This is a genomic window from Vibrio sp., assembly GCF_047973365.1.
Classification (GTDB): Bacteria; Pseudomonadota; Gammaproteobacteria; order Enterobacterales; family Vibrionaceae; genus Vibrio.
The window spans coordinates 1-25147 of record NZ_JBKEBW010000091.1 but is presented as its reverse complement, the minus strand read 5'-3'; the positions used below and the strand labels follow the sequence as shown (position 1 = coordinate 25147).

23 protein-coding genes and 1 pseudogene are annotated in these 25147 nt (G+C 44.8%); 10 read left to right on the top strand and 14 right to left on the bottom strand.

Going from position 1 to position 25147, the window contains the following annotated elements:
* Positions 1 to 97 precede the first annotated feature (97 nt).
* Positions 98 to 991: a DNA-binding transcriptional regulator OxyR gene (gene oxyR / locus ACK5MF_RS12460; protein WP_416922680.1), complete on the bottom strand. Its 894-nt coding sequence runs from the start codon at positions 989 to 991 to the stop codon at positions 98 to 100.
* 314 nt (positions 992 to 1305) lie between these two features.
* On the opposite strand from oxyR, the gene ACK5MF_RS12455 reads away from it, so the two are divergent.
* Positions 1306 to 1599 (top strand): DUF3624 domain-containing protein, encoded by a 294-nt coding sequence (locus ACK5MF_RS12455; protein ID WP_416922678.1) that lies wholly within the window; start codon positions 1306 to 1308, stop codon positions 1597 to 1599.
* A gap of 157 nt (positions 1600 to 1756) precedes the next feature.
* Here the strand turns inward: ACK5MF_RS12455 and argH are convergent, their stop codons facing one another.
* The 4 genes from argH to argC form a co-directional block, all read right to left on the bottom strand.
* The gene (gene argH, locus ACK5MF_RS12450) at positions 1757 to 3631 is read right to left on the bottom strand and encodes an argininosuccinate lyase (protein WP_416922676.1); all 1875 of its coding nucleotides are present in this window, start codon (positions 3629 to 3631) and stop codon (positions 1757 to 1759) included.
* A gap of 159 nt (positions 3632 to 3790) precedes the next feature.
* The gene (locus ACK5MF_RS12445) at positions 3791 to 5005 is read right to left on the bottom strand and encodes an argininosuccinate synthase (RefSeq protein WP_416922674.1); all 1215 of its coding nucleotides are present in this window, start codon (positions 5003 to 5005) and stop codon (positions 3791 to 3793) included.
* Between the two features lie 132 nt (positions 5006 to 5137).
* A complete protein-coding gene (gene argB, locus ACK5MF_RS12440; RefSeq protein ID WP_416922672.1) occupies positions 5138 to 5929 on the bottom strand; it encodes an acetylglutamate kinase in 792 nt (263 codons plus the stop codon).
* 9 nt (positions 5930 to 5938) lie between these two features.
* Complete coding sequence (argC, locus tag ACK5MF_RS12435; RefSeq protein WP_416922670.1) at positions 5939 to 6943, bottom strand: N-acetyl-gamma-glutamyl-phosphate reductase; 1005 nt, start codon at positions 6941 to 6943, stop codon at positions 5939 to 5941.
* Positions 6944 to 7099: 156 nt separating this feature from the next.
* Between argC and argE the strand changes: the two genes are divergently transcribed.
* The 3 genes from argE (at position 7100) to ACK5MF_RS12420 (ending at position 12095) form a co-directional block, all read left to right on the top strand.
* Positions 7100 to 8236, top strand: coding sequence for an acetylornithine deacetylase (argE, locus tag ACK5MF_RS12430; protein ID WP_416922668.1), 1137 nt, complete (start codon positions 7100 to 7102; stop codon positions 8234 to 8236).
* Between the two features lie 254 nt (positions 8237 to 8490).
* Positions 8491 to 11124, top strand: a complete 2634-nt coding sequence (gene ppc / locus ACK5MF_RS12425) for a phosphoenolpyruvate carboxylase (protein ID WP_416922665.1) — start codon at positions 8491 to 8493, stop codon at positions 11122 to 11124.
* Between the two features lie 431 nt (positions 11125 to 11555).
* Positions 11556 to 12095 carry a PadR family transcriptional regulator gene (locus tag ACK5MF_RS12420; RefSeq protein ID WP_416922714.1) on the top strand — a complete coding sequence of 180 codons (540 nt, stop codon included), beginning with the start codon at positions 11556 to 11558 and terminating at the stop codon, positions 12093 to 12095.
* Between the two features lie 283 nt (positions 12096 to 12378).
* Here the strand turns inward: ACK5MF_RS12420 and cysE are convergent, their stop codons facing one another.
* The 5 genes from cysE to epmA all read right to left on the bottom strand — a co-directional run bounded on the left by cysE (position 12379) and on the right by epmA (position 16801).
* Positions 12379 to 13200: a serine O-acetyltransferase gene (gene cysE / locus ACK5MF_RS12415; RefSeq protein WP_416922663.1), complete on the bottom strand. Its 822-nt coding sequence runs from the start codon at positions 13198 to 13200 to the stop codon at positions 12379 to 12381.
* Between the two features lie 84 nt (positions 13201 to 13284).
* Complete coding sequence (gene gpsA / locus ACK5MF_RS12410; protein WP_416922661.1) at positions 13285 to 14319, bottom strand: NAD(P)H-dependent glycerol-3-phosphate dehydrogenase; 1035 nt, start codon at positions 14317 to 14319, stop codon at positions 13285 to 13287.
* A gap of 184 nt (positions 14320 to 14503) precedes the next feature.
* A complete protein-coding gene (gene secB / locus ACK5MF_RS12405; protein WP_416922659.1) occupies positions 14504 to 14977 on the bottom strand; it encodes a protein-export chaperone SecB in 474 nt (157 codons plus the stop codon).
* Between the two features lie 183 nt (positions 14978 to 15160).
* Positions 15161 to 15595, bottom strand: coding sequence for a rhodanese-like domain-containing protein (locus ACK5MF_RS12400; RefSeq protein ID WP_416922657.1), 435 nt, complete (start codon positions 15593 to 15595; stop codon positions 15161 to 15163).
* 231 nt (positions 15596 to 15826) lie between these two features.
* Positions 15827 to 16801 carry an elongation factor P--(R)-beta-lysine ligase gene (gene epmA / locus ACK5MF_RS12395; protein ID WP_416922655.1) on the bottom strand — a complete coding sequence of 325 codons (975 nt, stop codon included), beginning with the start codon at positions 16799 to 16801 and terminating at the stop codon, positions 15827 to 15829.
* 309 nt (positions 16802 to 17110) lie between these two features.
* Between epmA and frdA the strand changes: the two genes are divergently transcribed.
* The 4 genes from frdA to frdD are packed head-to-tail and all read left to right on the top strand — an operon-like array spanning position 17111 to position 20448.
* Positions 17111 to 18928, top strand: coding sequence for a fumarate reductase (quinol) flavoprotein subunit (frdA, locus tag ACK5MF_RS12390; RefSeq protein WP_416922653.1), 1818 nt, complete (start codon positions 17111 to 17113; stop codon positions 18926 to 18928).
* Positions 18928 to 19683, top strand: coding sequence for a succinate dehydrogenase/fumarate reductase iron-sulfur subunit (locus tag ACK5MF_RS12385; RefSeq protein WP_416922651.1), 756 nt, complete (start codon positions 18928 to 18930; stop codon positions 19681 to 19683). The genes frdA and ACK5MF_RS12385 overlap by 1 nt, the downstream gene beginning before the upstream one ends.
* Positions 19684 to 19685: 2 nt before the next feature.
* The gene (gene frdC, locus ACK5MF_RS12380; protein ID WP_416922649.1) at positions 19686 to 20069 is read left to right on the top strand and encodes a fumarate reductase subunit FrdC; all 384 of its coding nucleotides are present in this window, start codon (positions 19686 to 19688) and stop codon (positions 20067 to 20069) included.
* A gap of 10 nt (positions 20070 to 20079) precedes the next feature.
* Positions 20080 to 20448, top strand: a complete 369-nt coding sequence (gene frdD, locus ACK5MF_RS12375) for a fumarate reductase subunit FrdD (protein WP_416922647.1) — start codon at positions 20080 to 20082, stop codon at positions 20446 to 20448.
* A 286-nt stretch (positions 20449 to 20734) separates the two neighbouring features.
* Here the strand turns inward: frdD and ACK5MF_RS12370 are convergent, their stop codons facing one another.
* Together ACK5MF_RS12370 and gap are read right to left on the bottom strand one after the other, a co-directional pair.
* On the bottom strand, positions 20735 to 21619 hold the full coding sequence (locus ACK5MF_RS12370) for a D-hexose-6-phosphate mutarotase (RefSeq protein ID WP_416922645.1): 885 nt from the start codon (positions 21617 to 21619) through the stop codon (positions 20735 to 20737).
* Between the two features lie 130 nt (positions 21620 to 21749).
* Positions 21750 to 22745 carry a type I glyceraldehyde-3-phosphate dehydrogenase gene (gene gap / locus ACK5MF_RS12365; RefSeq protein WP_416922643.1) on the bottom strand — a complete coding sequence of 332 codons (996 nt, stop codon included), beginning with the start codon at positions 22743 to 22745 and terminating at the stop codon, positions 21750 to 21752.
* Positions 22746 to 23079: 334 nt separating this feature from the next.
* Here gap and msrB point away from each other — a divergent pair, with 334 nt between their 5' ends.
* Positions 23080 to 23493, top strand: a complete 414-nt coding sequence (gene msrB / locus ACK5MF_RS12360; protein WP_020195692.1) for a peptide-methionine (R)-S-oxide reductase MsrB — start codon at positions 23080 to 23082, stop codon at positions 23491 to 23493.
* Positions 23494 to 23596: 103 nt separating this feature from the next.
* Here msrB and ACK5MF_RS12355 read toward each other — a convergent pair whose 3' ends face one another.
* Entirely contained in the window at positions 23597 to 24418 is an 822-nt protein-coding gene (locus ACK5MF_RS12355) for a DUF2989 domain-containing protein (protein ID WP_416922641.1), read from the bottom strand.
* 101 nt (positions 24419 to 24519) lie between these two features.
* On the opposite strand from ACK5MF_RS12355, the gene ACK5MF_RS12350 reads away from it, so the two are divergent.
* The gene (locus ACK5MF_RS12350) at positions 24520 to 24804 is read left to right on the top strand and encodes a YeaC family protein (RefSeq protein WP_009707311.1); all 285 of its coding nucleotides are present in this window, start codon (positions 24520 to 24522) and stop codon (positions 24802 to 24804) included.
* A gap of 79 nt (positions 24805 to 24883) precedes the next feature.
* On the opposite strand, the pseudogene ansA reads toward ACK5MF_RS12350, so the two are convergent.
* Positions 24884 to 25147, bottom strand: a pseudogene (gene ansA / locus ACK5MF_RS12345) (asparaginase); the annotation flags it as partial.

Genomic DNA, 25147 nt, shown 5'->3' with positions numbered 1-25147 from the left:
AACTCTACGGCATCAGTCGGAATAACGAGATCCCGGATAAATACTACGTATTTTCCGGGATGACAGGTATAAATCGAATACCGAGTTTGTTGTTCTGTCAGACTTGAGATTCAAGAGTGTCTTTCATCATCTTAGCTAACGTTTCAAAACGCTGACGTAATGGAGAGCCGGGACGATATGCGACCACTAAGCGACGTGATGGTTCAGGATTGACCGCTTTGATATAGCACACACCGTCTTTCACTTTTTCTTTTGGTAGCGATAGCTTAGGTAATAAAGTAATGCCCGCCCCTGCAGCCACCATATTGCGCAGCGTTTCTAAGCTGGTAGCTTTGAAACGATCATCATCTTTTGCGCCCGCTGCAAAACAGAATCCAAGAGCCTGATCCCTTAGGCAGTGCCCATCGCCTAGTGCCAATACCGTTTTGCCATTCAGTTCCAGCATATCCACTTGATCATGATCAGCCCACGGGTGATCACAGGGAACCGCAATGCTCATCGGTTCGTTATAAACTTCTATCTCTTTGAATTGCGCTGTTTCATCCACTGAGGCTAAAACCAGACAGTCCAACTTACCGTCTTCCAATTGCTGAACCAGTTGATGAGTTTGAGCTTCATGCAGGAACAACTCTAATTCAGGAAAATGTACTTTTAAGGATGGCACAATCTTAGGCAGCAAATAAGGCCCCAAAGTGGGAATAAACCCAATATGCATGGGGCCGGTCATCGCACCAGTCTGCTTACTCGCCATATCCTTAAAGGTTTTCACTTCACTTAAAATTCGCTTTGCTTGCTCAACAAGTTGTAAGCCTGACTCGGTAAATAAAACGCGCCGGCTACTGCGCTCCAGTAATACCGTACCTAACTCGTCTTCCAGTTTACGGATCTGGCCACTTAATGTTGGCTGGCTAACAAAGCATGCCTCGGCGGCTTTGCGAAAATGTTTATGCTCGGCCAACGAAACCAAATATTCAAAGTCCCGAATATTCATTATTTACTCCGATAGAATTGAACTATCAAAACCATAACATCAACTGATTGGAACTATCAAAGATTTTATGACTAATTTGCTGAACATAACGATAATGGCAGTTATACCAATTTCACTATTTATTTGTTCAGTATTAGACAATGAGCACCGAACGCAAACACGCCCTTATTTTTATAAGAGCGGTCGTCCATGAAGCTCCGCCGAGCCATCCATGGCTCGGAGGGTTTGCTTATCGGTACTCAATGTCTACTTGATCAGGAAATTAATGTGTTTGGTATTAAACTCAGTGTAGATATTTGATTAGGGTGAGTGAAATGGCTTGCGATGACTGCCAGCAAAATTGGTTTTGGAACAAGATAGGTCGGTGTCAACGTTGCATGGATCAACTGACTGTATTGTCGGTTGTGTGTTGGTTGGTATGGTTTTTCTTCTTTAAGCAGGATCCTCGCAGCATTGAGTCGATCGCTTTAATCATTGCGGGGTTCGCTTTTAATACACTGCTGTTTTTACACTTGTGGATGAAGTACGTCATCCTTCCTTGGCGCAAACGTCAGGGAAAAGAAGAAGCATCGCCTAAAAATGAAAGCTCCAAAAATGAAAAGCCTTAAAAAAGAAAAAGCCCTAAAAACAATATCGGTTTTAGGGCTTTCTTAGATTCTTCTAAGAAAAAGCAGTGGTATTACAGTAGACCGTACTTTTTCTTTTTGGTTCAGGAAAATTTCGATCTTTTTTCGATCTTTTTTTCCTTACTTTAAATTCAATAAGTTATGCAACTTTCATCTTAGTAATTAATTGCTCAGAGACGCTTACCTCTAACGCAACTTCATCACAAGCATGTTGACGAGGGCATTTCTCACAGTCTTTAAGAACTTTCTCTGGCAACAAGGTTTTTGATGTTGGGATAAAGTCCAGCTTCATAAAGAACTCAGGCGTACGGGTCAGTACAAACACTTTCTTTATTGCCATTTGACGCGCTTTGTTCACCAAATACTGAACAATAGCCGTACCTTGACCTTGCCCCTGCCAACCGGCTTCAACACCTAGTGAGCGAATTTCCGCTAAGCCCGAGTCATAAACATAGAGAGAAGCACAGCCTGTGATTTCTCCATTATGTTCAGCGACAGCAAATGAGCCAATATCACGCACGATTTCATTACGCGAACGAGGTAGGTTTTCACCCATATTTGCCCAGTAGGTCACCATACCTTCCAGTGCTTCAATATCCGTTAAACGAGCGGGACGCACTTTAACTGACGTCGCATCACGTTTAGATAACCGCGCTTCCGCTTGTTCGACCGCATAAGCGACCTGATGAGGCGCTACACCGCCAAGAGCACTGCGTTTCTCTAAGCAAGACTCAATAGTCAGAATCGCATAAACATCATCTTCGATCACTGGCGAAAAGACTTTTAATTCCTCTAGCGTTAATTCTTCCAACGCACAGCCTTTGGCAATAGCAGCAACCACAGTGACACCGACGATATGGTGCGCTTCACGGAATGGAATGCCTTTCGCTACCAGGTAGTCAGCCAACTCGGTAGAGTTGGCATAGCCTTGCTTCGCCGCTTCCAGTGTACGTTCACCGTTGACTTTAATGCCTTCAAAGCACAGTGCCGCCATCTCCATGCAATCATTCCAAGTATCCAAAGCGTCAAACAGACCTTCTTTGTCTTCTTGCATGTCTTTGTTGTATGCCAGCGGTAGCGCTTTAACCGTCATCATCATGCCCGCTAACGAACCGTAAACACGACCGGTTTTACCACGAATAAGCTCTAGCGCATCTGGGTTTTTCTTTTGTGGCATCAGTGATGAGCCGGAAGTGACGGTATCAGCTAACTCCATGAAACCAGACTCACCTGAGTTATAGAAAATCATATCTTCAGCCAGACGAGAAAGGTGCAGCATAGATATAGAGGCGACAGACATCAGCTCCATCACGTGATCTCGGTCTGATACCGAATCAAGCGAGTTACGTGTCGCACGCCGGAAACCAAGGTTGTGCGCCAGTTTGTCACGATCCATGGGATAGGCAGTACCAGCCAGAGCGCCAGAGCCAAGCGGGCAAGTATCAAGGCGTCTAATCGCATCACTGACACGTGAATAGTCACGCTCAAACATCTCAACATAAGCCAAGCACCAGTGTGCAAATGTCACCGGCTGAGCACGTTGCAAGTGGGTGTAACCCGGCAGCACAGTGCCTTGATGCTCTCTTGCTACTGCAACCATTTTGCTTTGTAGACGATCAAGCGCAATCAGCAATTGTTGACCTTGCTGACGACACCAAAGTTTGAGGTCGGTCGCGACTTGGTCGTTACGAGAACGGCCAGTATGAAGTTTTTTACCTAAGTCACCGACTTTACCGATCAGTTGCTGCTCTACCCATGAGTGGATATCTTCAGCGTCTGAACGCAGAATTTGTTCTGGGTCTTCCATGACTTCCAACTTAAGTTCATTCAATGCTAACTCAAGTCTTTGCTGTTCGTCTTCACTCAATACGTTTACAGAAAGTAAAGCTTTAGACCACGCAATGGAACCCACAATGTCTTGTTCAGCCAATCGGTAGTCAAAGCGTAATGAATCATTAAACTCTTTGAATCTCGTATCTGCTGCTTGGGTAAATCTTCCGCCCCATAATGCCATTGTGCTTCTCCTGCATCTAATCCCTTGGCTACTGCGCCAAAGGATACTTCATTTCTGCCAGTGTTTGGTGTTTTTTAATTGCAAATAAGGATCGCGCATTCGCGATCCTCATCGTTTTTATTATTGTTAAGTTTGGCTTCCTTTAGGAGAGCCTTCAAATTACTTTTTCGCTTCGTTTAGTGCTCTGATACGGCTAGCCAAAGAGTAAAGACGAATGAAGCCGCCTGCATGGCTTTGGTCGTAAACTTCGTCTGCACCGAAGGTTGCGAACTCTTCTGAGTACAAGCTGTTTTCAGAACGTTTTTGCGTGGCTGTTGCTTGGCCTTTGTAAAGCTTGATCACCACTTCACCGTTGATGTCTTCTGCTAGTGCATCTGCCGCAGCAAATACGGATTTACGTAGCGGGGTGAACCAACGACCATCATAAACGAGGTGAGAAGCTTTGATGCCGATTTCTTCACGGAATTCAAATGACGCTTTATCTAGTACAAGTTGTTCAACAGCACGTAGCGCTTCCATCATGATAGTGCCCCCCGGAGTTTCGTAACAACCACGAGACTTCATACCTACTAGACGGTTTTCAACGATATCGATACGACCAACGCCATGTTTCACGCCTTTCTCATTGAGTGCAACAAGTGCTTGGTATGGCGAGAGCTCTTTGCCATCGACAGCAACCACTTCGCCTTTTTTCACTTTTAGCGTCACGTATTCAGCTTCATTTGGTGCTTGCTCTGGGTCAACAGTCCACGCCCAGCAATCTGCGTTAGGTGCATTCCAAGTGCTTTCCAACACGCCACCTTCTGTTGAGATGTGCCATGCGTTGGCATCACGAGAGTAAATTTTAGTCAGCGATGCCGCACACGGAATGTTACGTGCAGCCAGGTAGTCCAGACACTCTTCACGGCTCACAAGATCCCATTCACGCCACGGCGCGATAACATGTAGATCGGGTGCTAGCGCTGCAAATGCGCCTTCAAAACGAACTTGGTCGTTACCTTTACCAGTACAGCCGTGAGCCAGTGCGTCAGCACCCACTTTACGAGCGATTTCTACTTGTGCTTTTGCAATCACAGGACGAGCCATCGAAGTACCTAGCAGGTATTTACCTTCGTAGTACGCACCGGTTTTTAGCGTAGGGTAGATATAGTCTTTTACCAATTCTTCTTTCAGGTCAACCACGTAACACTCTGAAGCACCAGAAGCGATCGCTTTTTCTTCAATACCCACAAGCTCTTCTGCGCCTTGACCTACATCAGCCACAAATGCCACAACCTCACACTCGTAGTTCTCTTTCAACCATGGAATGATGACCGATGTATCTAGACCGCCAGAGTAGGCTACGACAACTTTTTTGACTTGAACTTTGCTCATTTTATATCTCCAAATATCTGGCTCTGTACTTGGCGGTCAGGGCTCAGAATTCCTTTAAATTCGTTTGGGTAATTGTTTTAAAATTGGCTGTTTGCCACAACCATTTCTCATTCACTATTTCTTTCTAATTCGTTATTGAGGTAAGAATTGCGTACCTATGCTTTGACCGGCAAATAACTTGGCAAGCTTCTCAGGATAGCGCCATGTCGCGACTTCAATCGGACGACCAAGCTCTTTCGCGGCATCCAATGCCGCATTGACTTTTACGATCATACCGTCGGTAATCACTTTACCTTCAATCAGGCTTTTTGCTTTTGCTTCATCAAGCGTCGAAATCAGATGACCTTTACCATCCAGTACGCCACTTACGTCAGATAAAAGAACTAACTCGGCATCTAACGCACTAGCCACAGAAACTGCCGCTTGGTCGGCATTAACATTCATCATTTGACCATTTTTAGTCAAGCCTATCGAGCTAATAATGGGCACTACGCCAGCTTCAAGTAGAAGCTTAGTGACGGTTCCGTCACCCGCAGTTGATTTACCTACCGCACCCAATTCTGGGTCAAGCTCTTCTACCTCACATAAACCGCCATCAGCCAAGCATAAACCGACGGCGTTTAAGCCATCTTTGATTGCCTGACCTTGCAGCATTTTATTGGCTGTACCTGCAAGCGCTCCGGCAATCACACCGATTTGGTCGTAAGGCGTGACGCGCAGACCATCTTTTTTAACCGTTGGTAACTGCAACTTCGCCATTAAGTCATCCACAAGGTAACCGCCACCGTGAACGATAACAATTCGTCGCTGAGCTTGGGCTTGATACTGTGCGATTGCGCTAAAAAGCTTACTTAGCGTCTCTGAACAAGACAGAGCTGCGCCGCCTAACTTAATCACCAATGGATCTAGTTTTGTATCCGTCATATGTAACCCTTACACCAGAGCTGTTAGCTCATCGAAACCGTAGTGAATGTTTAAACACTGCATCGCTTGACTCGATGCACCTTTTAATAAATTGTCGATTGCTGAAACAACAATCACATGTTCGCCCTGCACTTTCCAACCGATATCGCAGAACGGAGTAAATTCAACATCTTGGATACGCGGTAATGAATCCAAGCATAGACGCACAGCAGGTTTGTCTTGGTAAGCTTGAGTGAATGCCTGCTTCACTTGCTCAGCGGTTACACCTTGTGCCAGCTTCATGGTAATCGTGGCTAAAATACCGCGTTTGAAATTACCTAAATGTGGTGTGAATATCACCTCACGACCTAAGTGAGTCGCTATTTCAGGTTGATGACGATGGGTAAACACACCATAAGGCTGCAAGCTCACTTCACAGAAACTGTTGGTCAATGTCGCTTTACGACCAGCACCTGATACACCGCTGGTCGCATTGATCACAGGCCACTGTTGTACATCTAATAAATCACTTTCAATCAGAGGTTTAATCGCTAGTTGAGAAGCAGTTGGATAACAACCAGCTACAGCAACCAATTGACTCTGTTTGATGTTTTCTAAATTCCACTCGGCTAAACCATAAGCGGCTTTTTTCAGCCACTCAGCATGCTGATGCTCAAAACCATAGTATTGAGTATAGAAACTCTCACCATCGACACGGTAAGCACCAGAAAGATCGAAAACTTGGCAGTTGTTAGCCAGAAAAACAGGTGCAATATCGTGGCTCACTTCATGTGCCGTTGCCAGAAATACTACGTCACACTCTTGTGCGACTTTCTCAACATCAACAAGAGGTTGAACGGGTAAGTCGAGTAAGCCTGCTAACTTGCCGTGTAACTGACCAATTGACTTTCCTGCATCAGCGCTGTTGGCTGAAACGTATAAACCTGATAGCGTGAGCTCAGGGTGTTTATGCACCATAAGAGCAAGTTCTGCTCCGGTATAGCCGCTTGCGCCGATGATGGTGGTTTTTAACATTTCAAAACGTCCTAAATCGAGTAAAAAACCGACAATTAAAAGTGATTATAAATATTTAAATTTGGCACTTTTATCGGTTTTTTATTCACTAAAAGTGATTTAATATGTGTTTTACAGTTTCAGCGTAATTCTGTCAATAGTAGGAACAAATAATATATGCAATTGCCAAGTTTCCTTGAGGTTTATGAAGGTCTTATTTCAACCTCATCCATCAGCTCCACCGATAGTCGTTGGGATGAAGGTAACGAACAAGTCATTTCCAAATTAGCCGACTGGTGCAGCGCTTTGGGCTTTCAAGTGGACGTGGTTCAAGTCGCTCCTGGCAAACAAAACCTGATCGCTAAAAAAGGCGAAGGGGAAGGTGGCTTATTGCTATCAGGCCACAGCGATACCGTTCCTTTTGATGAGGGGCGTTGGAACTACAATCCGTATGCGTTGACCGAAGCCAATAACCGTTTTTACGGTTTAGGCACTGCTGATATGAAAGGCTTCTTTGCTTTTATTTTAGAAGCAGTGAAGAAAGTGGACTGGAGCAAACAGAAAAAGCCTCTGTATATATTGGCGACCTGTGATGAAGAGACCACCATGCTCGGCGCGCGTCACTTCACACAGAACACACCATTCAAACCTGATTACTGCATTATTGGTGAGCCAACCAGCTTAGTGCCTGTACGTGGCCATAAAGGCCATGTGGCAAATGCCATTCGAGTGACGGGGAAATCGGGTCACTCTTCAAACCCGGCACTAGGCGTGAACGCCATTGAGATCATGCACGAAGTGCTCTACGCACTGATGCAACTGCGCGACAAGTTAGTCAAAGAGTATCACCACCCCGGTTTTGATATTCCAAGCCCAACGTTAAACTTAGGGCATATCCACGGCGGCGATAGTCCGAACCGAATCTGTGGCTGCTGTGAACTGCACTATGATGTTCGCCCTCTCCCCGGCATTAGCCTTGATGGGTTGGACAACATGCTGCGTAGCGCACTGACTCAAGTACAAGAGAAATGGCCGGGACGGATAGAAATAGAGCCGTTACACGATGCTATTCCTGGTTACGAATGTCAGCATGACCATCCGTTCATTGCAGGGATCAGCGAAATTACTGGCGTTGAAGCTCAAACAGTTAATTACTGTACTGAAGCGCCCTTCCTACAAGAGTTATGTCCAACACTGGTCATGGGACCGGGCTCTATCGACCAAGCTCACCAGCCAGATGAATTTTTAGCCTTCGAGTTTATCGATCCAACCATCAATATTCTTTCCAAAGCCATGTACAAATATTGCTGCTAATTTGCAGCCTTTCTCTATTTATTAACAACAAAACAACATGACGTACTACATTAATAACAATGTGATGAGCGTCGTGTTGTTTTGTAAGAAATTTCCAACAAACACCCTGAATTGGGCAAACTTACATTGCACACCATAACGAAAAAACTGGCAAAGAAATCACCAGCATCATTTGACTACACTGGGCAAACTTAGATAAATTGTCCTTCTAACAAAAAACACAGGATGTAATTTTTTTACAAGGCAGGATGACAATGAACGAGAAATACTCTGCACTCAAAAGTAACGTAAGCATGCTTGGACATCTTCTGGGTAAAACCATTCAAGATGCCGACGGCGACGTTATTTTAGAGAAAGTAGAAACCATCCGTAAGCTTTCAAAATCTGCAATGGCAGGTAATCAAGCGGAACGGAATCTACTTATTGAAGAGATAAAAAGCCTTCCAAACGAACAACTGACACCAGTTGCTCGCGCTTTTAACCAATTTTTGAATTTGACCAATATTGCTGAGCAATACCACACTATTTCACGTCATTGTGAAGACAACGTGTGTGAACCCGATACGATTCATGCACTATTTGCCAAACTCAGCCAGAACTCGATTAGCAAACTCGATACCGCACAGGCACTACGCGAACTCAACATTGAGCTAGTATTGACCGCTCACCCGACTGAAATCACCCGTCGTACCATGATTAACAAGTTGGTTAAAATCAATGAGTGCCTGTCTCGCCTAGAGTTAACCGAACTTTCGTCTAAAGAACGTCGTAAAACCGAGCGCCGTCTAGAACAGTTGATTGCGCAAAGCTGGCATTCAGACGTTATTCGTCAGCAGCGTCCAACACCATTGGATGAAGCGAAATGGGGCTTCGCCGTGGTAGAGAACTCACTGTGGCAAGCGGTTCCTGAGTTCTTACGTGACCTGAATGAACGCGCCAAAGAGTACTTAGGTGAAGGTCTACCATTAGACGCCCGCCCGGTACATTTCTCATCATGGATGGGTGGTGACCGTGACGGTAACCCATTTGTTACTCACACTATCACTCGTGAAGTATTACTGCTTTCTCGCTGGAAAGCGGCAGATCTCTACTTAGCTGACATTAACGAACTAGTCAGCGAGCTATCAATGACCAAATGCAGTGCAGAGCTGCGTCAGCTTGCGGGTGAAAACGAACACGAACCATACCGTGCAATTCTTAAAGGTATTCGCTCACTACTGCAAGAAACGCTAGAAATTCTTGATGCTAAAATTCATGGTCAGAAGCTAGCGGTTAAAGCACCGCTACGTGATATCAGCCAACTTTGGGATCCATTGTTCGCTTGTTATCAATCGTTGCATGAATGTGGTATGGGTGTCATCGCTGATGGTTCACTGTTAGATACGCTACGCCGTATCAAAGCATTCGGTGTACACTTAGTTCGCCTTGATATCCGCCAAGAAAGCACTCGCCATGCGGATGTGTTGTCGGAACTGACTCGCTACCTCGGCATCGGTGATTACAATCACTGGAGCGAACAAGACAAGATTTCATTCTTAACCAATGAGTTAAGTTCTAAGCGCCCTCTTCTTCCTCGCGATTGGCAGCCTTCTGAACAAGTCAAAGAAGTTCTTGATACCTGTAATATCATGGCTGCGCAACCTCGTGCAGCGTTTGGTGCTTATGTCATCTCTATGGCTCGAACAGCGTCTGATGTACTGGCGGTACACCTGCTGCTTCAAGAAGCAGGCTGTCCTTACCGTATGGATGTATGTCCACTGTTCGAAACATTAGATGACTTGAACAACGCAGAAGACGTGATTAAGCAACTGATGAGCATCGACCTATACCGTGGTTTCATCCAAAACCATCAAATGGTGATGATCGGTTATTCAGACTCAGCAAAAGATGCCGGTGTCATGTCTGCCGGTTGGGCTCAATATCGAGCCATGGATTCACTGGTGAAAGTGTGTGAACAAGAAGGTATCGAACTGACCCTGTTCCACGGCCGTGGGGGGACGATTGGCCGTGGTGGCGCGCCTGCGCATGCTGCGCTACTTTCTCAGCCACCGAAGAGCCTGAAAGGCGGTCTTCGTGTTACTGAACAAGGTGAAATGATCCGCTTTAAGCTCGGTTTACCAGAAATCGCGGTAAACAGTTTTGATATGTACGCAAGTGCCATTCTGGAAGCGAACCTGTTACCACCACCGGAGCCAAAACAAGAATGGCGCGAGCTGATGGATGCACTATCAGAAGTTTCTTGTGAAGCTTATCGTCATGTGGTTCGTGGCGAGCCTGATTTTGTTCCTTACTTCCGTCAAGCGACACCAGAACTTGAATTAGGCAAATTGCCTCTGGGTTCTCGTCCAGCCAAACGCAACCCGAATGGCGGCGTTGAAAGCTTACGTGCCATCCCCTGGATTTTCTCCTGGAGCCAAAACCGCTTGATGCTTCCGGCATGGTTAGGCGCAGGTGAAGCGATTCAATACTCGATTGACAAAGGTCATCAGGCGCTACTTGAAGAGATGTGTCGCGAATGGCCGTTCTTCTCAACTCGTCTTGGTATGCTTGAAATGGTGTACACCAAGTGTAGTGTTGATCTGGCTCGCTACTACGATGAGCGTCTGGTTGACGAAAAATTACGTCCGTTGGGTCAGCGTCTACGCGATCAGCTACTGAAAGATATCAAAACCGTTCTGAATGTAGAGAACAACGAGAACCTGATGCAAAGTGATCCTTGGGGTCAGGAATCTATTCGCCTACGTAATATCTACGTAGAGCCGTTGAACATGCTACAGGCAGAGTTATTGCACCGTACTCGTAAGTCTGAGACCCCAACGACTGAGCTGGAAGAAGCACTAATGGTAACCATTGCCGGTATTGCCGCAGGCATGCGTAACACAGGCTAATTAACAGCATAATATACCAAGCTTACAGCCAAAGACCGCGATTACGCGGTCTTTTGTTTTGCACTGAATTTAAATCAAGAATAATATTAGTTTTTGGAGTGAAATCACTCTTGTATTCTACTTTATGCTTATTATTTAGATATACTACTGCACCTTTACGATACCAACACTTATAAAAAGAGATCGTAGTGAAGTATGCATACGCATAACACCCCTAGGTGATAAACGGCTTTAAGGTGACATGAAAAGCACATTTGTGCTGAATTTGCTTAAGTTTTCTAGCTATTCGTTTTTAACTATTCGGTTTTAATGATTCGGTTTTAACTATTAGTTAAAAAACAGTTTAAAAAAATACGTGCCATTAGAAGCACAAAATGAAAACGGTAGATAAGCAATTTTTAACTGACTTAACCAATTTGGATAATAAAGACATGTCATTACCACACGTAATTCTCACTGTTTTAAGCACGCGTGATGCGACGGGATACGACATCACTAAAGAGTTTTCAGCAAGTATTGGATACTTCTGGAAAGCCAGCCATCAACAAGTTTACCGCGAACTAAACAAAATGGGCCAACAAGGTTTGGTTACTTGTGTTTTGGAACCGCAAGAGGGTAAACCGGATAGAAAAGTCTATTCTATTACAGATTCAGGCCGTAGTGCATTGGGTGAATGGTTCGATCAACCCACAGCACATCCAACGGTACGCGATGAATTTAGTGCAAAATTGATTGCTTGTTCTGTTCAACCATCAGCGCCTTATAGAACTCAACTTGGAGAGCTGATTGGAGAGTCTCGCAAGCTAGTTGCACACTATCAGGAAATTGAAGCGGCGTACTACGCGACACCATCAATATTAGATAAGCAGCAACGTTTAGAGCGTTTAACTCTGCGTCGCAACTTACTGCTTCGTCAAGCTTGGATTGACTGGGCAGAAGAAGTACTGACTGAGCTGGATGCTATTGGCTAATACCATTCTAGCTAAAAATATGATCAGGTTGAACATCGGTGGCACAGCGAATGAGCGTCGAACGCAAACACGCCCTCATTTTTTTTATAAGAGAGGCCTTCCATGGGGCTCCGCCGAGCCATCCATGGCTCGGAGGGTTTGCTTATCGACACCCATTCACTGATCAGAAATTTTTCTATAACGGTATAATACGCCAAGGTCATACTTAGCTTTACGAGATAAAGAAAAGGGATAATGCACAGCATTATCCCTTTTTGTTTTTCTGTTTAGTTTACACGGCGCGCTAAATACCATCGCCACCAGTAAAGGTCTGAACTCGACCATTAAACTGCTGATCCATATCAAAGGATGGTTTTTCAGACTTAGGACGGCCGACAATACGAGCCGGAACACCAGCAACGGTTGTGTGTGGAGGAACCGCCTGAAGCACTACCGAACAAGAGCCAATTTTCGCCCCTTCGCCCACTTCAATGTTGCCCAAAATTTTCGCACCGGCACCGATCATCACCCCTTCACGGATTTTCGGATGGCGATCACCACACTCTTTACCTGTACCACCTAGCGTAACATCTTGCAGGATAGACACATCATTCTCTACCACAGCGGTTTCACCGATAACAATACCCGTTGCATGGTCAAGCATGATGCCACGACCGATGCGTGCTGCCGGGTGAATATCCACCTGGCAAGCGACAGAAATTTGGTTTTGTAAATAAACCGCTAAAGCTCTGCGGCCCTGTTTCCATAACCAGTTTGCCACCCGGTAACCTTGTAATGCATGGTAGCCTTTCAGATACAATAGCGGTACCGAGTACATAGAAACCGCGGCATCACGGTTTACCGTCGCACAAATATCACATGCCGCCGATTCGGTAATACCAGAGTCGGCCGCAAAGGCTTCTTCAACCACTTCACGCACCGCCATGGCAGGCATAGATGCGGTATTCAATTTGTTTGCCAGAATATAGCTCAATGCTGAAGACAAACTATCATGCTTAATAATGGTCGCATGATAGAAACTGGCGAGCATCGGTTCTTGTTCTGACTGCTCACGAGCTTCCTTAACGATGGTCTGCCAGACTTTCTCTTTTTCGCAAAATTTCATGGTGTTATGTGTCCCGGACGTTGAGTCAAAGTCAGGCCTGTATTTATAGTAATATTGAGTGAGAACCTGACCCATGCAACAAGGTTAACGTTCCGCTTTTTTGTCTCGCGCAAGCAAATCTTGTGCGGCTAAGCGTGCATCCTTTCCTTGATACAATACTTGATAAATTTGTTCAACTATAGGCATTTCAATACCAATACGTTGAGCAAGCGCCCAAACTTCTTGAGTATTGCGATAACCTTCAACCACTTGACCGATTTCCTTCTGCGCGCTATCGACATCTTTACCTTGGCCTAAAGCCAAACCAAAGCGGCGGTTACGGGATTGGTTATCGGTGCAAGTCAGCACTAAATCCCCCAAACCAGCCATTCCCATAAAGGTTTCAGCTTCAGCGCCTAATGCAATACCTAAACGAGTCATTTCTGCCAGACCGCGGGTGATCAGCGCGGTTCTGGCGTTGGCACCAAAGCCAATACCATCTGACATACCGGCACCAATCGCGATAACGTTTTTAACCGCACCACCAAGCTGCATACCAATAAAATCACTATTCGCATACACGCGGAAGGTTTTACTACAGTGGATTTTTTCTTGTAAGTCTTTAACAAACTGCTCATCTGGCGAGGCTACCGAAATTGCGGTTGGCATACCCATCGCAAGTTCTTTAGCAAAGGTAGGGCCAGACAGCACAGCCAACGAATGACAATCACCAATCACATCATGAGCAACATCCTGTAATAGTCGACCGGTTTCTGGCTCTAAACCTTTGGTTGCCCAGCAAAGACGAGTATCTGGACGCAGATATGGTTTGAGACTTTTCAGTACAATACCAAACACATGGCTCGGAACAACCACCAGCAGATCACGGCAGGCTTCTACGGCCTTTTTCAAATCAGATTCAACAATCAATGAGTCTGGGAAATCGATGCCTGGTAAAAATTCTTGGTTAGCGCGCTCAGCCTGTAATTTAGCCATGTGCTCTTGCTCGTGCCCCCAAAGAACAACGTTAGCGCCATTACGTGCTAATGAAATTGCCAATGAGGTTCCGTAAGAGCCGGCACCGATAACTGTCATGGATACCGTTTTACCGTAGGCATTATTTACTTGTGCTTCTGTCATTGTTCCGCCCGATGGATAATCGTTTGTTAACACTAATTTTATACCCAAAGTTCAATATGCCAATCCTATTTAGGAGTGAGTGAATAGCAATATGCTTGGGTAAAAATAAAAATGCACATCGTACTCATCAAGTACTCTGTGCATTCATTGCCACGAATGGCTACATATTTAAATCGCTATCGCATTAAGCGTCAGCGCTTGCTGCACTTTGACCAGCAGCTTGCTGTTGCAGGTAATTCATGAACAATGCATCAAAGTTAACTGGTGCTAGGTTCAGTTGTGGGAATGTACCTTTAACCACTAAGCTAGAGATAGTTTCACGAGCGTATGGGAAAATGATGTTCGGGCAGAATGCACCTAGACAATGCGCTAGTTGACCCGCTTCCATGTTCTCAACGGTGAAGATACCGCCTTGTTGAACTTCACATAAAAAAGCAGTTTCTTCTGCATTTTTAACTGTTACAGTCAGACGTAGAATCACTTCGTAAACACCTTCACCTAGCTCACGGCTTTGAGTATCCAGATCCAGTTTCACATCTGGGTTCCACTCTTTTTGGAACATTACTGGAGAATTAGGTGCTTCGAAAGAAACATCTTTTAGGAAAATACGTTGGATTGCGAAGTTTTGTTGTGCTTCTTGAGTTGCTGCTTCAGCCATTTTCAAGTCCTTAATACTGATAAATTCCGGTCAAGGTTGATACCCTGAGACGAACCGAGAACGTTCTGATTTACGAGGCTGAGACATCATTGAAATGTGTTCCAGAAAAATACGAGTAAAACATCACATCTCTTTCAATCAAATGCTGCCCATTTAAGCAGCATCTCAAATCAATTGTGGGCGTTATTTTTTACCACGAACAAGCGGAAGTTTTGCATCAACCCAGCCTGTAATGCCGTTTTTCAGAACGCTTACGTTCTCAAAACCAGCTTTGGTTAGTAAATCTGCACTTTCACGAGCAGTTTGTCCCATCTTACATACCACAATGATTGGGTCAGATTTATGACTTTCAAGCACAGCAAAGTTATTCGCTTTGATATCAGTCGGCAAAATGTGAAGTGCGTCAGTAATGTGACCACGTTTGAATTCGTCTTTGGCACGAATATCGACAACAACACCATTCTCGCGGTTTAAAAGCTGAGTCACTTCTGGTGCAGTGAGCTCTTTGTATGTTGCTGTTGCAGATTTATAAATATTGAAAATCAATGCAACTAAAATACCGACCCAAGCTAGTGATAGGATCATATTTTGTTGGAAAAACTGAATGTATTCTTGCATGTCCTGCGCTCTTACCGTTGTGTATCAAATAATGGTGATTCAAAATCAGACAAGGAGTATAACGAGGTTAAACGCCTGAGGCGAGCAGTTACCACCTATAATCCTTGGCATGTGTCATGGTTTCAGCTTCTTTCCGCCACATTTAAGACCTTTCCACCACATTTAAGACAATGTGAAGCTATTTATTACTTTACTTATTACTTTACTTATTACTTTACGCACGAGAGAACGTTACGCGCGTGGGAATGGGAAAGCGGTCACTTTATCAATATGCTCTTCACCGAGCGCCAACATGATCAAACGATCGATCCCTAGTGCGACTCCTGCACACTCCGGTAAACCGGATTCCAGTGCCGCGATCAGATGATAGTCTATCGGCTGCTCTTCAAGCCCCATTGCTAAGCGTTTTCGATTGTCTTCTTTAAAGCGAGCCAGTTGCTCTTTAGCGTTATCCAGCTCATGAAAACCATTCGCCAATTCAATGCCTTTAAAATAGACTTCAAAGCGATCTGCCACCCTTGGGTCTTGCGGATTGATTTTCGCCAGCGCTGCCTGAGAAGCCGGAAAATCATAAACAAAGGCCGGAACCCGCTGCCCGATATGCGGTTCAACACCAATGCTAAAGAGAAGCTGCAATAAAGTATCTCTGTCTTCTTCTGGCTCAGCGATATCACTTAAGCCGAGTGTTGCCGCAGCTTTCTTCAGCTCATGCATCGAACCTTCTAGCGGACAAACATGCAGCACAGATAAAAATGCATTTTGGTAAGTCATGCGCTCTGCTGCCGCCACTTTTAATATTAATTGCAACAATTCGTCCATTTCATCCATCAGATCATGGTGGTCAAAACCAACGCGATACCACTCGAGCATAGTGAACTCTGGGTTGTGATAACGACCATTCTCTTCGTTACGAAATGCCTTATTGATCTGATAAATAGAGCCACTTCCAGCCGCGAGCAGTCGTTTCATATGAAACTCAGGGCTAGTCATCAAATGCAAACGGCTACCTTTGGCATAGTCAGGGCCAACAAATTCCGTTTGGAAAGTATGTAAATGGATATCGGTCACTGTAGCGTGACTCATAGCGGGAGTATCGACTTCCAGTACATCTCTAATGGCAAAGAAGTGACGAATTGTCGTCAGTAGTTGCGCGCGTTGCTGTAGTTGTTCTATTGATGCGCTAGGCATCCAGTCGGACTTGTTCATTTGGCTATTCATATAATCAGGATTGAACCAATTTTACCTCTTCAACGCAAAATGCAAAACCCAAACGTGATTCAAATCACACATGATAAAAATTGTATGCTTATGTGTGCACTACATAAGCAAAAGCCCAACAAAATCAATTTTTTCATCTCAGACCTCTCCTAAACTTGATCTACCACTTTATAAGTGGATTTGGCTTGATTCGGAGACTTCAGATTTTTTGCTGCTCACCGGACAACCACCCAATATAAATAACGAGGAATGAGCATCTCAGCTCATCACCAACAGACATTACACTGGAGGATAACTGTGCAGACAATTACCACAGATATCGCAGTCATCGGCGCAGGTGGTGCGGGTCTTCGTACTGCAATTGCAGCAGCTGAAGCGAACCCAAACCTAGAAGTTGCCCTGATATCTAAAGTTTATCCGATGCGTTCTCACACGGTAGCCGCTGAAGGCGGTTCCGCAGCAGTTATCAAGGAAGAAGACAGCCTGGACAACCACTTCAACGACACGGTTGGCGGTGGAGACTGGCTATGTGAGCAGGATGTTGTGGAATATTTTGTAAAAAATTCCACCCGAGAAATGATTCAAATGGAACAATGGGGTTGCCCATGGAGCCGTAAAGAAAATGGCGAAGTTAACGTTCGTCGTTTCGGCGGTATGAAAGTCGAACGCACATGGTTTGCCGCCGACAAAACTGGCTTCCACATGCTACATACTCTCTTCCAAACTTCAATTAAGTACCCTCAAATCAAACGGTTTGACGAGTATTTTGTTGTCGATCTATTGGTTGTTGATGGCGAAGTACAAGGCTTAGTCGCTATCCATATGTCTGAGGGCGAATTAGTTGTTATCAAAGCGAAATCGGTGGTATTAGCAACCGGTGGCGCGGGTCGCGTATATCACTGTAATACCAACGGCGGCATCGTAACCGGTGACGGTATGGCGATGGCTTATCGCCATGGTGTTCCTCTACGTGACATGGAGTTTGTTCAATACCACCCAACAGGTCTGCCGGGTACTGGTATCCTGATGACTGAAGGTTGTCGTGGTGAGGGCGGTATCATAGTCAATAAAGACGGCTACCGTTATCTGCAAGATTACGGCATGGGACCAGAAACCCCTGTTGGTCAACCAAAAAACAAATACATGGAATTAGGTCCTCGCGACAAAGTTTCACAAGCTTTCTGGCATGAACAGCAAAAAGGCAACACCATCAAACACCCACTGGGTGATGTCGTTATGCTAGACCTACGTCACTTAGGCGAAGAATATCTGCAAGAGCGTCTACCGTTTATCTGCGAGCTTGCTAAAGCATACGTTAACGTTGACCCGGCGAAAGAGCCAATTCCAATTCGCCCGACCGTTCACTACACCATGGGTGGTATTGAAACCAATACTCAATGTGAAACTCGCATTAGTGGTCTATTCGCGGTTGGGGAATGTGCATCTGTTGGTCTTCACGGTGCAAACCGTCTCGGTTCAAACTCACTGGCTGAGTTCGTGGTATTCGGTCGCGTTGCTGGTGAACACGCGGTAGAACGCGCTGAAGCGTTCAAAGGCTGGGACGACCAAGCGATTGATGAGCAAGTTAAAGCGGTTGAAGCACGCATCCAGGCACTGCTTGATCAGCAAGGCGATGAGAACTGGGCGACGATCCGTACGGAAATGGGTCACACCATGGAAGCCGGTTGTGGTATCTACCGTCAAGAAGATTTGATGCAACAAACCATCGATAAACTGGCTGAGCTTAAAGAGCGCTACAAAAAAATTGGCATTAAAGATAAAGGTAAAGTGTTCAACACTGACCTGCTTTATGCCATTGAAGTGGGTTACGGTTTAGAAGTGGCTGAAGCTATGGTTCATTCTGCACTGCTACGTAAAGAATCTCGTGGTGCTCACCAGCGTTTAGACAAAGGCTGTACCGAGCGTGATGACGAGAACTACCTAAAACACTCACTTGCGTTCTATCAAAATGGTGATGCACCGAAGATTGATTACAGCCCGGTCACCATCACTAAGTCTCAACCTAAAGCTCGACTTTACGGTGAAGCTGCTGAAAAAGCCGCAGCAGCAGAAGCGGCTAAAGAAGCAGGTGTCAGTGCGGAGGATCAAAAGTAATGGCCAATCGTATTCAAAAAGTAGAGATCTTGCGCTACGACCCAGCAAAAGATACGCAGCCTCATCTGCAAAGCTTTGAAGTGCCTTTTGATGAAACCATGTCGGTACTCGATGCCATCGGTTATGTGAAAGATCACTTAGATAAAGAGCTTTCATACCGCTGGTCTTGTCGTATGGCGATTTGTGGTTCATGCGGCATTATGGTGAATGGCGTGCCTAAACTGGCATGTAAGAGCTTCCTGCGTGATTATCCGAATGGTTTGAAAATCGAACCATTAGCGAACTTCCCGATTGAGAAAGATTTGATTGTTGATATGACGCCGTTTATCGAACGTCTTGAAGCCATCAAACCTTACATCATTGGTAATGACCGTACACCTGAAGATGGTCCAAATAACCAGATGCCAGAACAGATGGCACGCTACAAACAGTTCGCTGGCTGTATCAACTGTGGTTTGTGTTATGCGGCGTGTCCTCAGTTCGGTCTTAACCCTGAGTTCATCGGCCCAGCAGCGCTAACACTGGCTCATCGTTACAATCTTGACTCTCGTGACCATGGTAAAGCAGAGCGTATGAAGCTGATCAACGGTGACAATGGCGCATGGGGTTGTACTTTTGTTGGTTACTGTTCTGAAGTTTGTCCAAAACATGTCGACCCAGCAGCGGCGGTAAACCAAGGTAAAGTGGAATCGTCAATGGACTTCGTGATTGCAATGTTGAAACCAGACGGTTCAACAAACAAAGTGGAGGGCTAAGGATGAGTAACCGTAAACCTTATGTTCGTCAGATGAAACGTACTTGGTGGAAAGATCATCCTTTCTATCGTTTTTACATGGTGCGCGAAGCGACGGTTCTGCCGCTCATTCTTTTTACCTTGTTCCTGACTGTCGGTTTGGGAGCGTTGGTAAAAGGTCCTGAAGCATGGAACACATGGCTTGGATTTATGGCAAACCCTGTCGTTATCGCCATTAACATTGTTGCGCTCGCGGGAAGTCTATTTCACGCTCAAACCTTTTTCAGCATGATGCCGCAAGTGATGCCCATCCGCATAAAAGGCAAGTTGCTGGATAAGAAAATCGTTGTATTGAGCCAGTGGGCAGCCGTTGCCTTCATCTCGCTTATTGTTCTCATTGTGGTGTAAGGAGCTTATTGTGATTAATACCAATCCAAAACGTTCAGATGAACCGGTATGGTGGGGACTGTTTGGTGCAGGCGGTACATGGTTCGCTATGATCACCCCTGTCACTGTATTCGTATTAGGTATTTTGATACCACTAGGCATTATTGATGCGGATACGCTTAGTTATGAGCGTGTCGTTAGTTTTGCTACCAACATTATCGGTGCGCTGTTTATCATTGCTACGCTTGCACTGCCAATGTGGCACGCAATGCACCGAATTCACCATGGTATGCATGATCTGAAATTCCATACCGGCGTGGTCGGCAAAATTGCTTGTTATGCGTTTGCAGGTGCAATCTCAGTTCTTGCTGTGGTATTCATTGTCATGCTTATGATTTAAGTCATCAGCACTCATACCATCCTAGGTAAGAATATGATCAGATTGAACATAGGTGGAACAGCGAATGAGCGTCGAACACAAACACGCATAAACCCGTCCATGGGGCTCCGCCGAGCCATCCATGGCTCAGAGGGTTTGCTTATCGACACCCATTCACTGATCAGATATTTTTCTAGAACGGTATAATGTCGCTTAAACGCTTCATTTAAGTACATAAATAAAAACCCGATAAACACTGCTTATCGGGTTTTCTCTTTTCGGTTAAGACCACATTAAGACGAGATGGTCAGTTTGCCGAAATGGTCGTTGCTAATAGGTACTGCTCACCCGGTTGCAACGTTTGGCCGGCAGACAGGCATGGAGCATGGATGGTTGACTCAACACAGAACATAGTTTTGTAACCATCATCTGGCATATCAGCCATTGCCTTAGAACCTTGTGACCAAGGGTTCCAAAGTACCGCGGAATTGTGACCGCTATTTTCAATAGATAGCGCACGTTTCAGTACAGGGTCTGATACTTTGATGATCTGCTCTGGCATGGTATAGATTCGGTCAATGGTATCCGTTAGAACTAACGATGCCTCACCTTGACAGATCTTAGAATCTTGCAGTTTGTCGATGTACTCAGCGCCCATACCTGATGTGGAAACTTGAGCAATATCGCCGACATTAAGATAAGTGTGAAGCGCACTGGAGAAAGTCCAAGCTTTTTCATCAGTATTGTTTACTTCCAAAGTGACTTTCAATTGATCGCCAATTTCAACGAACAAACGGGTCTTAAATTTATAAGGCCAAATAGCGAATGTCTGTTCTGTTTGTTCAAGCTCTAGTACGACAACAACGCCTTGTTCGTTTTCTCTGTGCTCTGCCAGTTTCCATTCACAGATTCGAGCAAAACCGTGGCCAGGTTCCGCGATTTTGCCAAACCATGGCCAACAAACTGGAATACCGCCACGGAGAGCTGCTTTACCATCAAAAGGTGTGTTGCTGCTCATCCAAATAAGGTCTTCTTTGCCTGCTGGAATATACGAAAGCACATGAGCACCGTGTAATGCGATAGCTGCCGTCGCTTTGTCGTGGATAACACGTACAATTTTTACATCATCTTTTTCAACAATAGTGACATTGTCAGAAAGGTAAGTCAGGGTAGGGAGAGATTTTAGATCCATAAATATCGTTCCTCATTCAGCTTCTGTTTGGCTGGTTGTCATTGAAACACTAAAGTTTACAAAACTAAAAAAGGCGACACATCGGCCGCCTTTTCATCATTCTCAACGAATTTCTTCGCTAATGCTTACATTACTTAGAGATGTGAGCGATTAGGTCTAGAACTTTGTTTGAGTAACCGATTTCGTTGTCGTACCAAGATACAACTTTAACGAATTTGTCAGTTAGAGCGATACCAGCTTTAGCATCGAATACTGAAGTGCATTTTTCGCCGATGAAGTCTTGAGATACTACTGCATCTTCAGTGTAGCCAAGAACGCCAGCCATTTCGCCTTCAGAAGCTTCTTTCATTGCTTTACAAATTTCTTCGTAAGAAGCAGCGTTTTTCAGGTTAACAGTTAAGTCAACAACAGAAACGTTAGCTGTTGGTACGCGGAAAGCCATACCAGTTAGAAGACCTTTAACTGCTGGAAGTACAACGCCTACTGCTTTAGCAGCACCAGTTGAAGATGGAATGATGTTTTGAGAAGCACCACGACCACCGCGCCAGTCTTTAGCAGAAGGACCATCTACAGTTTTTTGAGTTGCTGTAGTTGCGTGAACTGTAGTCATAAGACCAGATTCGATACCGAATTTGTCGTTAAGAACTTTAGCGATAGGCGCTAGACAGTTAGTAGTACAAGAAGCGTTAGAAACGATGTCTTGACCAGCGTAAGTAGCGTGGTTAACGCCCATTACGAACATTGGAGTAGCGTCTTTTGAAGGACCAGTTAGAACAACTTTCTTCGCACCAGCAGTGATGTGCTTACGTGCAGTCTCGTCAGTTAGGAAAAGACCAGTTGCTTCAGCTACTACGTCAACACCGATTGCGTCCCATTTTAGGTCTTCTGGGTTGCGCTCTGCAGTTACACGTACAGTTTTACCGTTAACGATTAGGTTACCGCCTTCAACTTCAACAGTACCGTTGAAACGGCCGTGAGTTGAGTCGTACTTAAGCATGTATGCCATGTAATCTACGTCGATAAGGTCGTTAATACCTACAACTTCGATGTCGTTGCGCTCTTGCGCTGCACGGAATACGAAACGACCGATACGGCCAAAACCGTTAATACCTACTTTGATAGTCATTATAGTTGCTCCACAACTTAATTTCTGATTAAAGATAACTGGTAGTAAAATTACAAAATCCAGTAAACATCTGCAACAGATAATCGGACTTAACTTGTTTAAAGTCAAAAAAAAGCGACGCTTTTTTTAACAATTCTTCGCAAATGCTCGTTTTTTAAACTTTTAACTGGTTATTCTACATTCCAGTTGGCGTAATATAACTTTCGAGATAAGAACTCGTATCAAATTAATTACACATGGTGTCCTGGTGAGAAAGTATGTGCTACAACTGTTACGAGAAGCAAGTTTTTTGCTAAAAAAGTCATTGCCAAAAATAAGAAATAAGGAACAGAAATTGGTAGAACAAAGCGGAAGAAAAGTAACGAAGTCCGATGAACAGTGGCGCGAGCAGCTCTCTGAGGAAGAGTTTCGCGTCTGTCGCGAGCAAGGCACAGAGCCTCCGTTCTCCGGTAAACTGCTTCATAATAAAGAGACAGGTGTGTATGCCTGTACCTGTTGCAACACCCCTCTATTTGTCTCCGATAACAAGTATGACTCTGGCTGTGGTTGGCCGAGTTTCGATGCCCCGATTAACGACTCTGCGGTGCGTTATCTTAAGGATTTGAGTCACGGAATGGTCCGAACTGAGATTCGATGTGCCACTTGTGACAGCCATTTAGGTCACGTTTTTGAAGATGGACCGCAAACAACGGGTGAGCGTTTTTGTGTCAACTCGGTGTCGTTAATTTTCAACAAATCCGATCAATAACGCCAGTTTTGGTAGAAAGAATGTTTCATCCTTTCAATTAATAAAATACTGAACCGTTACTGTAGAAATAAAAAACTCCCGACATGAACGGGAGTTTTTTATTTTATAAATCGCTAGGGATCATCCTTGGTGAATAATTCCCTTTATCTATTGTCTTAGATATAGATTTAGCCAGATCATCTAATTGCTCATATTTCTCTGGGTCGGCAAAGTTAAACATGCGTTGCAATTGTTGCTCGTCAGCAAGCGGGACATCATAGCGCTTTGCAACCATGGCCCATAAGTAAGCCTGCTCTTTATTACCTAGACCTTGGTTAATACTGGCCAATGACTTCAAAATTTCTGGTTTTAGATTGTCTTCGTTCGACATCGATAGCGAATTATGAAGTAATGTTAATGTCTTTTGTGGATCGCGGTTGGTATAGAAGGTGGCGAGTGCGTACTGCATTTCTGCGGTATTGAGCTCTGGTTTGCCTTCCATTTGTAAAAACTGACGACGTGCTTGGTCGTCACCCGTTTGAGACCACAAGAAGTAAAGTGTTGCTGGGTCGTTAGAGCCTTTTAAGTTATTGACGATACGATCCAGCTCATCAATGCTGTGCACCAAGGCATCAAATCTTTTACGTTTTAGCGCGCTTTGATCAATCGGAGTGATCTGTGACGCGAGTTCTAAACATTTGCGATACTCAGCAACTAACCCGTATTCGATGACTTGATTAGCTTCTGATGGATCTTTAAGTAGCTCAAAGCGATGCCAAACCAAATTGGTACGAGGTATGCGACATTGACCATCGTCCATATTTAAGTTTTCACAGCGAAGTTGTGGATTATTTTGGCACAATTCTTCAGTGGTGACGTTGCCTTCGAAGCAACCTGTTAATGTCAGGCTGGCAAGGCCTGCGAGTAACCAGTCTGTTCGTTGCATGGTTTGGCTTGTGATCCGTTACACCAATTCATTTTCGAGCTCTTGACTCTGCTTTCTATACCGTTATGTTCTGTAAATAGAATGTAATAAGAAGGTACATTATGGACGCAGAACAATTATTAAATGCGATAACTCCAGAAGTCTATGAGCGATTGGTTTACGCAGTAGAGACAGGAAGATGGCCTGAGGGTACACCACTTTCCCAAGAGCAGCGAGACTCATGTATGCAAGCTGTGATGTTGTATCAATCAAAACATAACACCGAGGCGCAGCACATGACGGTCGCCGCTGGTGGTGAAATCAGCTTTAAATCTAAGCAAGAATTGAAGAAACAATTCAGTGGAGAAGAGCAAGACATCGTTCGAGTGAACCCAAACTTGAACTAAACAACACACCTCTTTCAAAGCAAAAAGCCCAATTTTGTAAATTGGGCTTTTTCGTATTTCGGATGTTGAAGATAACCGTTTACAGGCTCATTTCGCCACGTAACACTTCTTGCATCTTTTGCTTGATTTCTTCGTACGACAAATCTTGGCTCAAAAGGTAGTGAAGATTTGCTAGTGCCGCTACTGGTGTCATATCAAAACCTCTGATCACGCCGGAATCTGCCAAAGCACAGCCTGTTGCGTAACCACCCATATTAACTTTGCCAGCCAAACACTGAGTTAGGTTCACGACGATAACGCCACGCTCAGACGCTTCTTTTAGATGACCAAGTAGCTCTGGATT

Coding starts and splice junctions, on each gene's coding strand:
- oxyR (WP_416922680.1), bottom strand. CDS start 991: ATGAATATTCGGGACTTTGAATATTTGGTTTCGTTGGCCGAGCATAAA.
- ACK5MF_RS12455 (WP_416922678.1), top strand. CDS start 1,306: ATGGCTTGCGATGACTGCCAGCAAAATTGGTTTTGGAACAAGATAGGT.
- argH (WP_416922676.1), bottom strand. CDS start 3,631: ATGGCATTATGGGGCGGAAGATTTACCCAAGCAGCAGATACGAGATTC.
- ACK5MF_RS12445 (WP_416922674.1), bottom strand. CDS start 5,005: ATGAGCAAAGTTCAAGTCAAAAAAGTTGTCGTAGCCTACTCTGGCGGT.
- argB (WP_416922672.1), bottom strand. CDS start 5,929: ATGACGGATACAAAACTAGATCCATTGGTGATTAAGTTAGGCGGCGCA.
- argC (WP_416922670.1), bottom strand. CDS start 6,943: ATGTTAAAAACCACCATCATCGGCGCAAGCGGCTATACCGGAGCAGAA.
- argE (WP_416922668.1), top strand. CDS start 7,100: ATGCAATTGCCAAGTTTCCTTGAGGTTTATGAAGGTCTTATTTCAACC.
- ppc (WP_416922665.1), top strand. CDS start 8,491: ATGAACGAGAAATACTCTGCACTCAAAAGTAACGTAAGCATGCTTGGA.
- ACK5MF_RS12420 (WP_416922714.1), top strand. CDS start 11,556: ATGTCATTACCACACGTAATTCTCACTGTTTTAAGCACGCGTGATGCG.
- cysE (WP_416922663.1), bottom strand. CDS start 13,200: ATGAAATTTTGCGAAAAAGAGAAAGTCTGGCAGACCATCGTTAAGGAA.
- gpsA (WP_416922661.1), bottom strand. CDS start 14,319: ATGACAGAAGCACAAGTAAATAATGCCTACGGTAAAACGGTATCCATG.
- secB (WP_416922659.1), bottom strand. CDS start 14,977: ATGGCTGAAGCAGCAACTCAAGAAGCACAACAAAACTTCGCAATCCAA.
- ACK5MF_RS12400 (WP_416922657.1), bottom strand. CDS start 15,595: ATGCAAGAATACATTCAGTTTTTCCAACAAAATATGATCCTATCACTA.
- epmA (WP_416922655.1), bottom strand. CDS start 16,801: ATGAACAAGTCCGACTGGATGCCTAGCGCATCAATAGAACAACTACAG.
- ACK5MF_RS12385 (WP_416922651.1), top strand. CDS start 18,928: ATGGCCAATCGTATTCAAAAAGTAGAGATCTTGCGCTACGACCCAGCA.
- frdC (WP_416922649.1), top strand. CDS start 19,686: ATGAGTAACCGTAAACCTTATGTTCGTCAGATGAAACGTACTTGGTGG.
- ACK5MF_RS12370 (WP_416922645.1), bottom strand. CDS start 21,619: ATGGATCTAAAATCTCTCCCTACCCTGACTTACCTTTCTGACAATGTC.
- gap (WP_416922643.1), bottom strand. CDS start 22,745: ATGACTATCAAAGTAGGTATTAACGGTTTTGGCCGTATCGGTCGTTTC.
- ACK5MF_RS12355 (WP_416922641.1), bottom strand. CDS start 24,418: ATGCAACGAACAGACTGGTTACTCGCAGGCCTTGCCAGCCTGACATTA.
- ACK5MF_RS12350 (WP_009707311.1), top strand. CDS start 24,520: ATGGACGCAGAACAATTATTAAATGCGATAACTCCAGAAGTCTATGAG.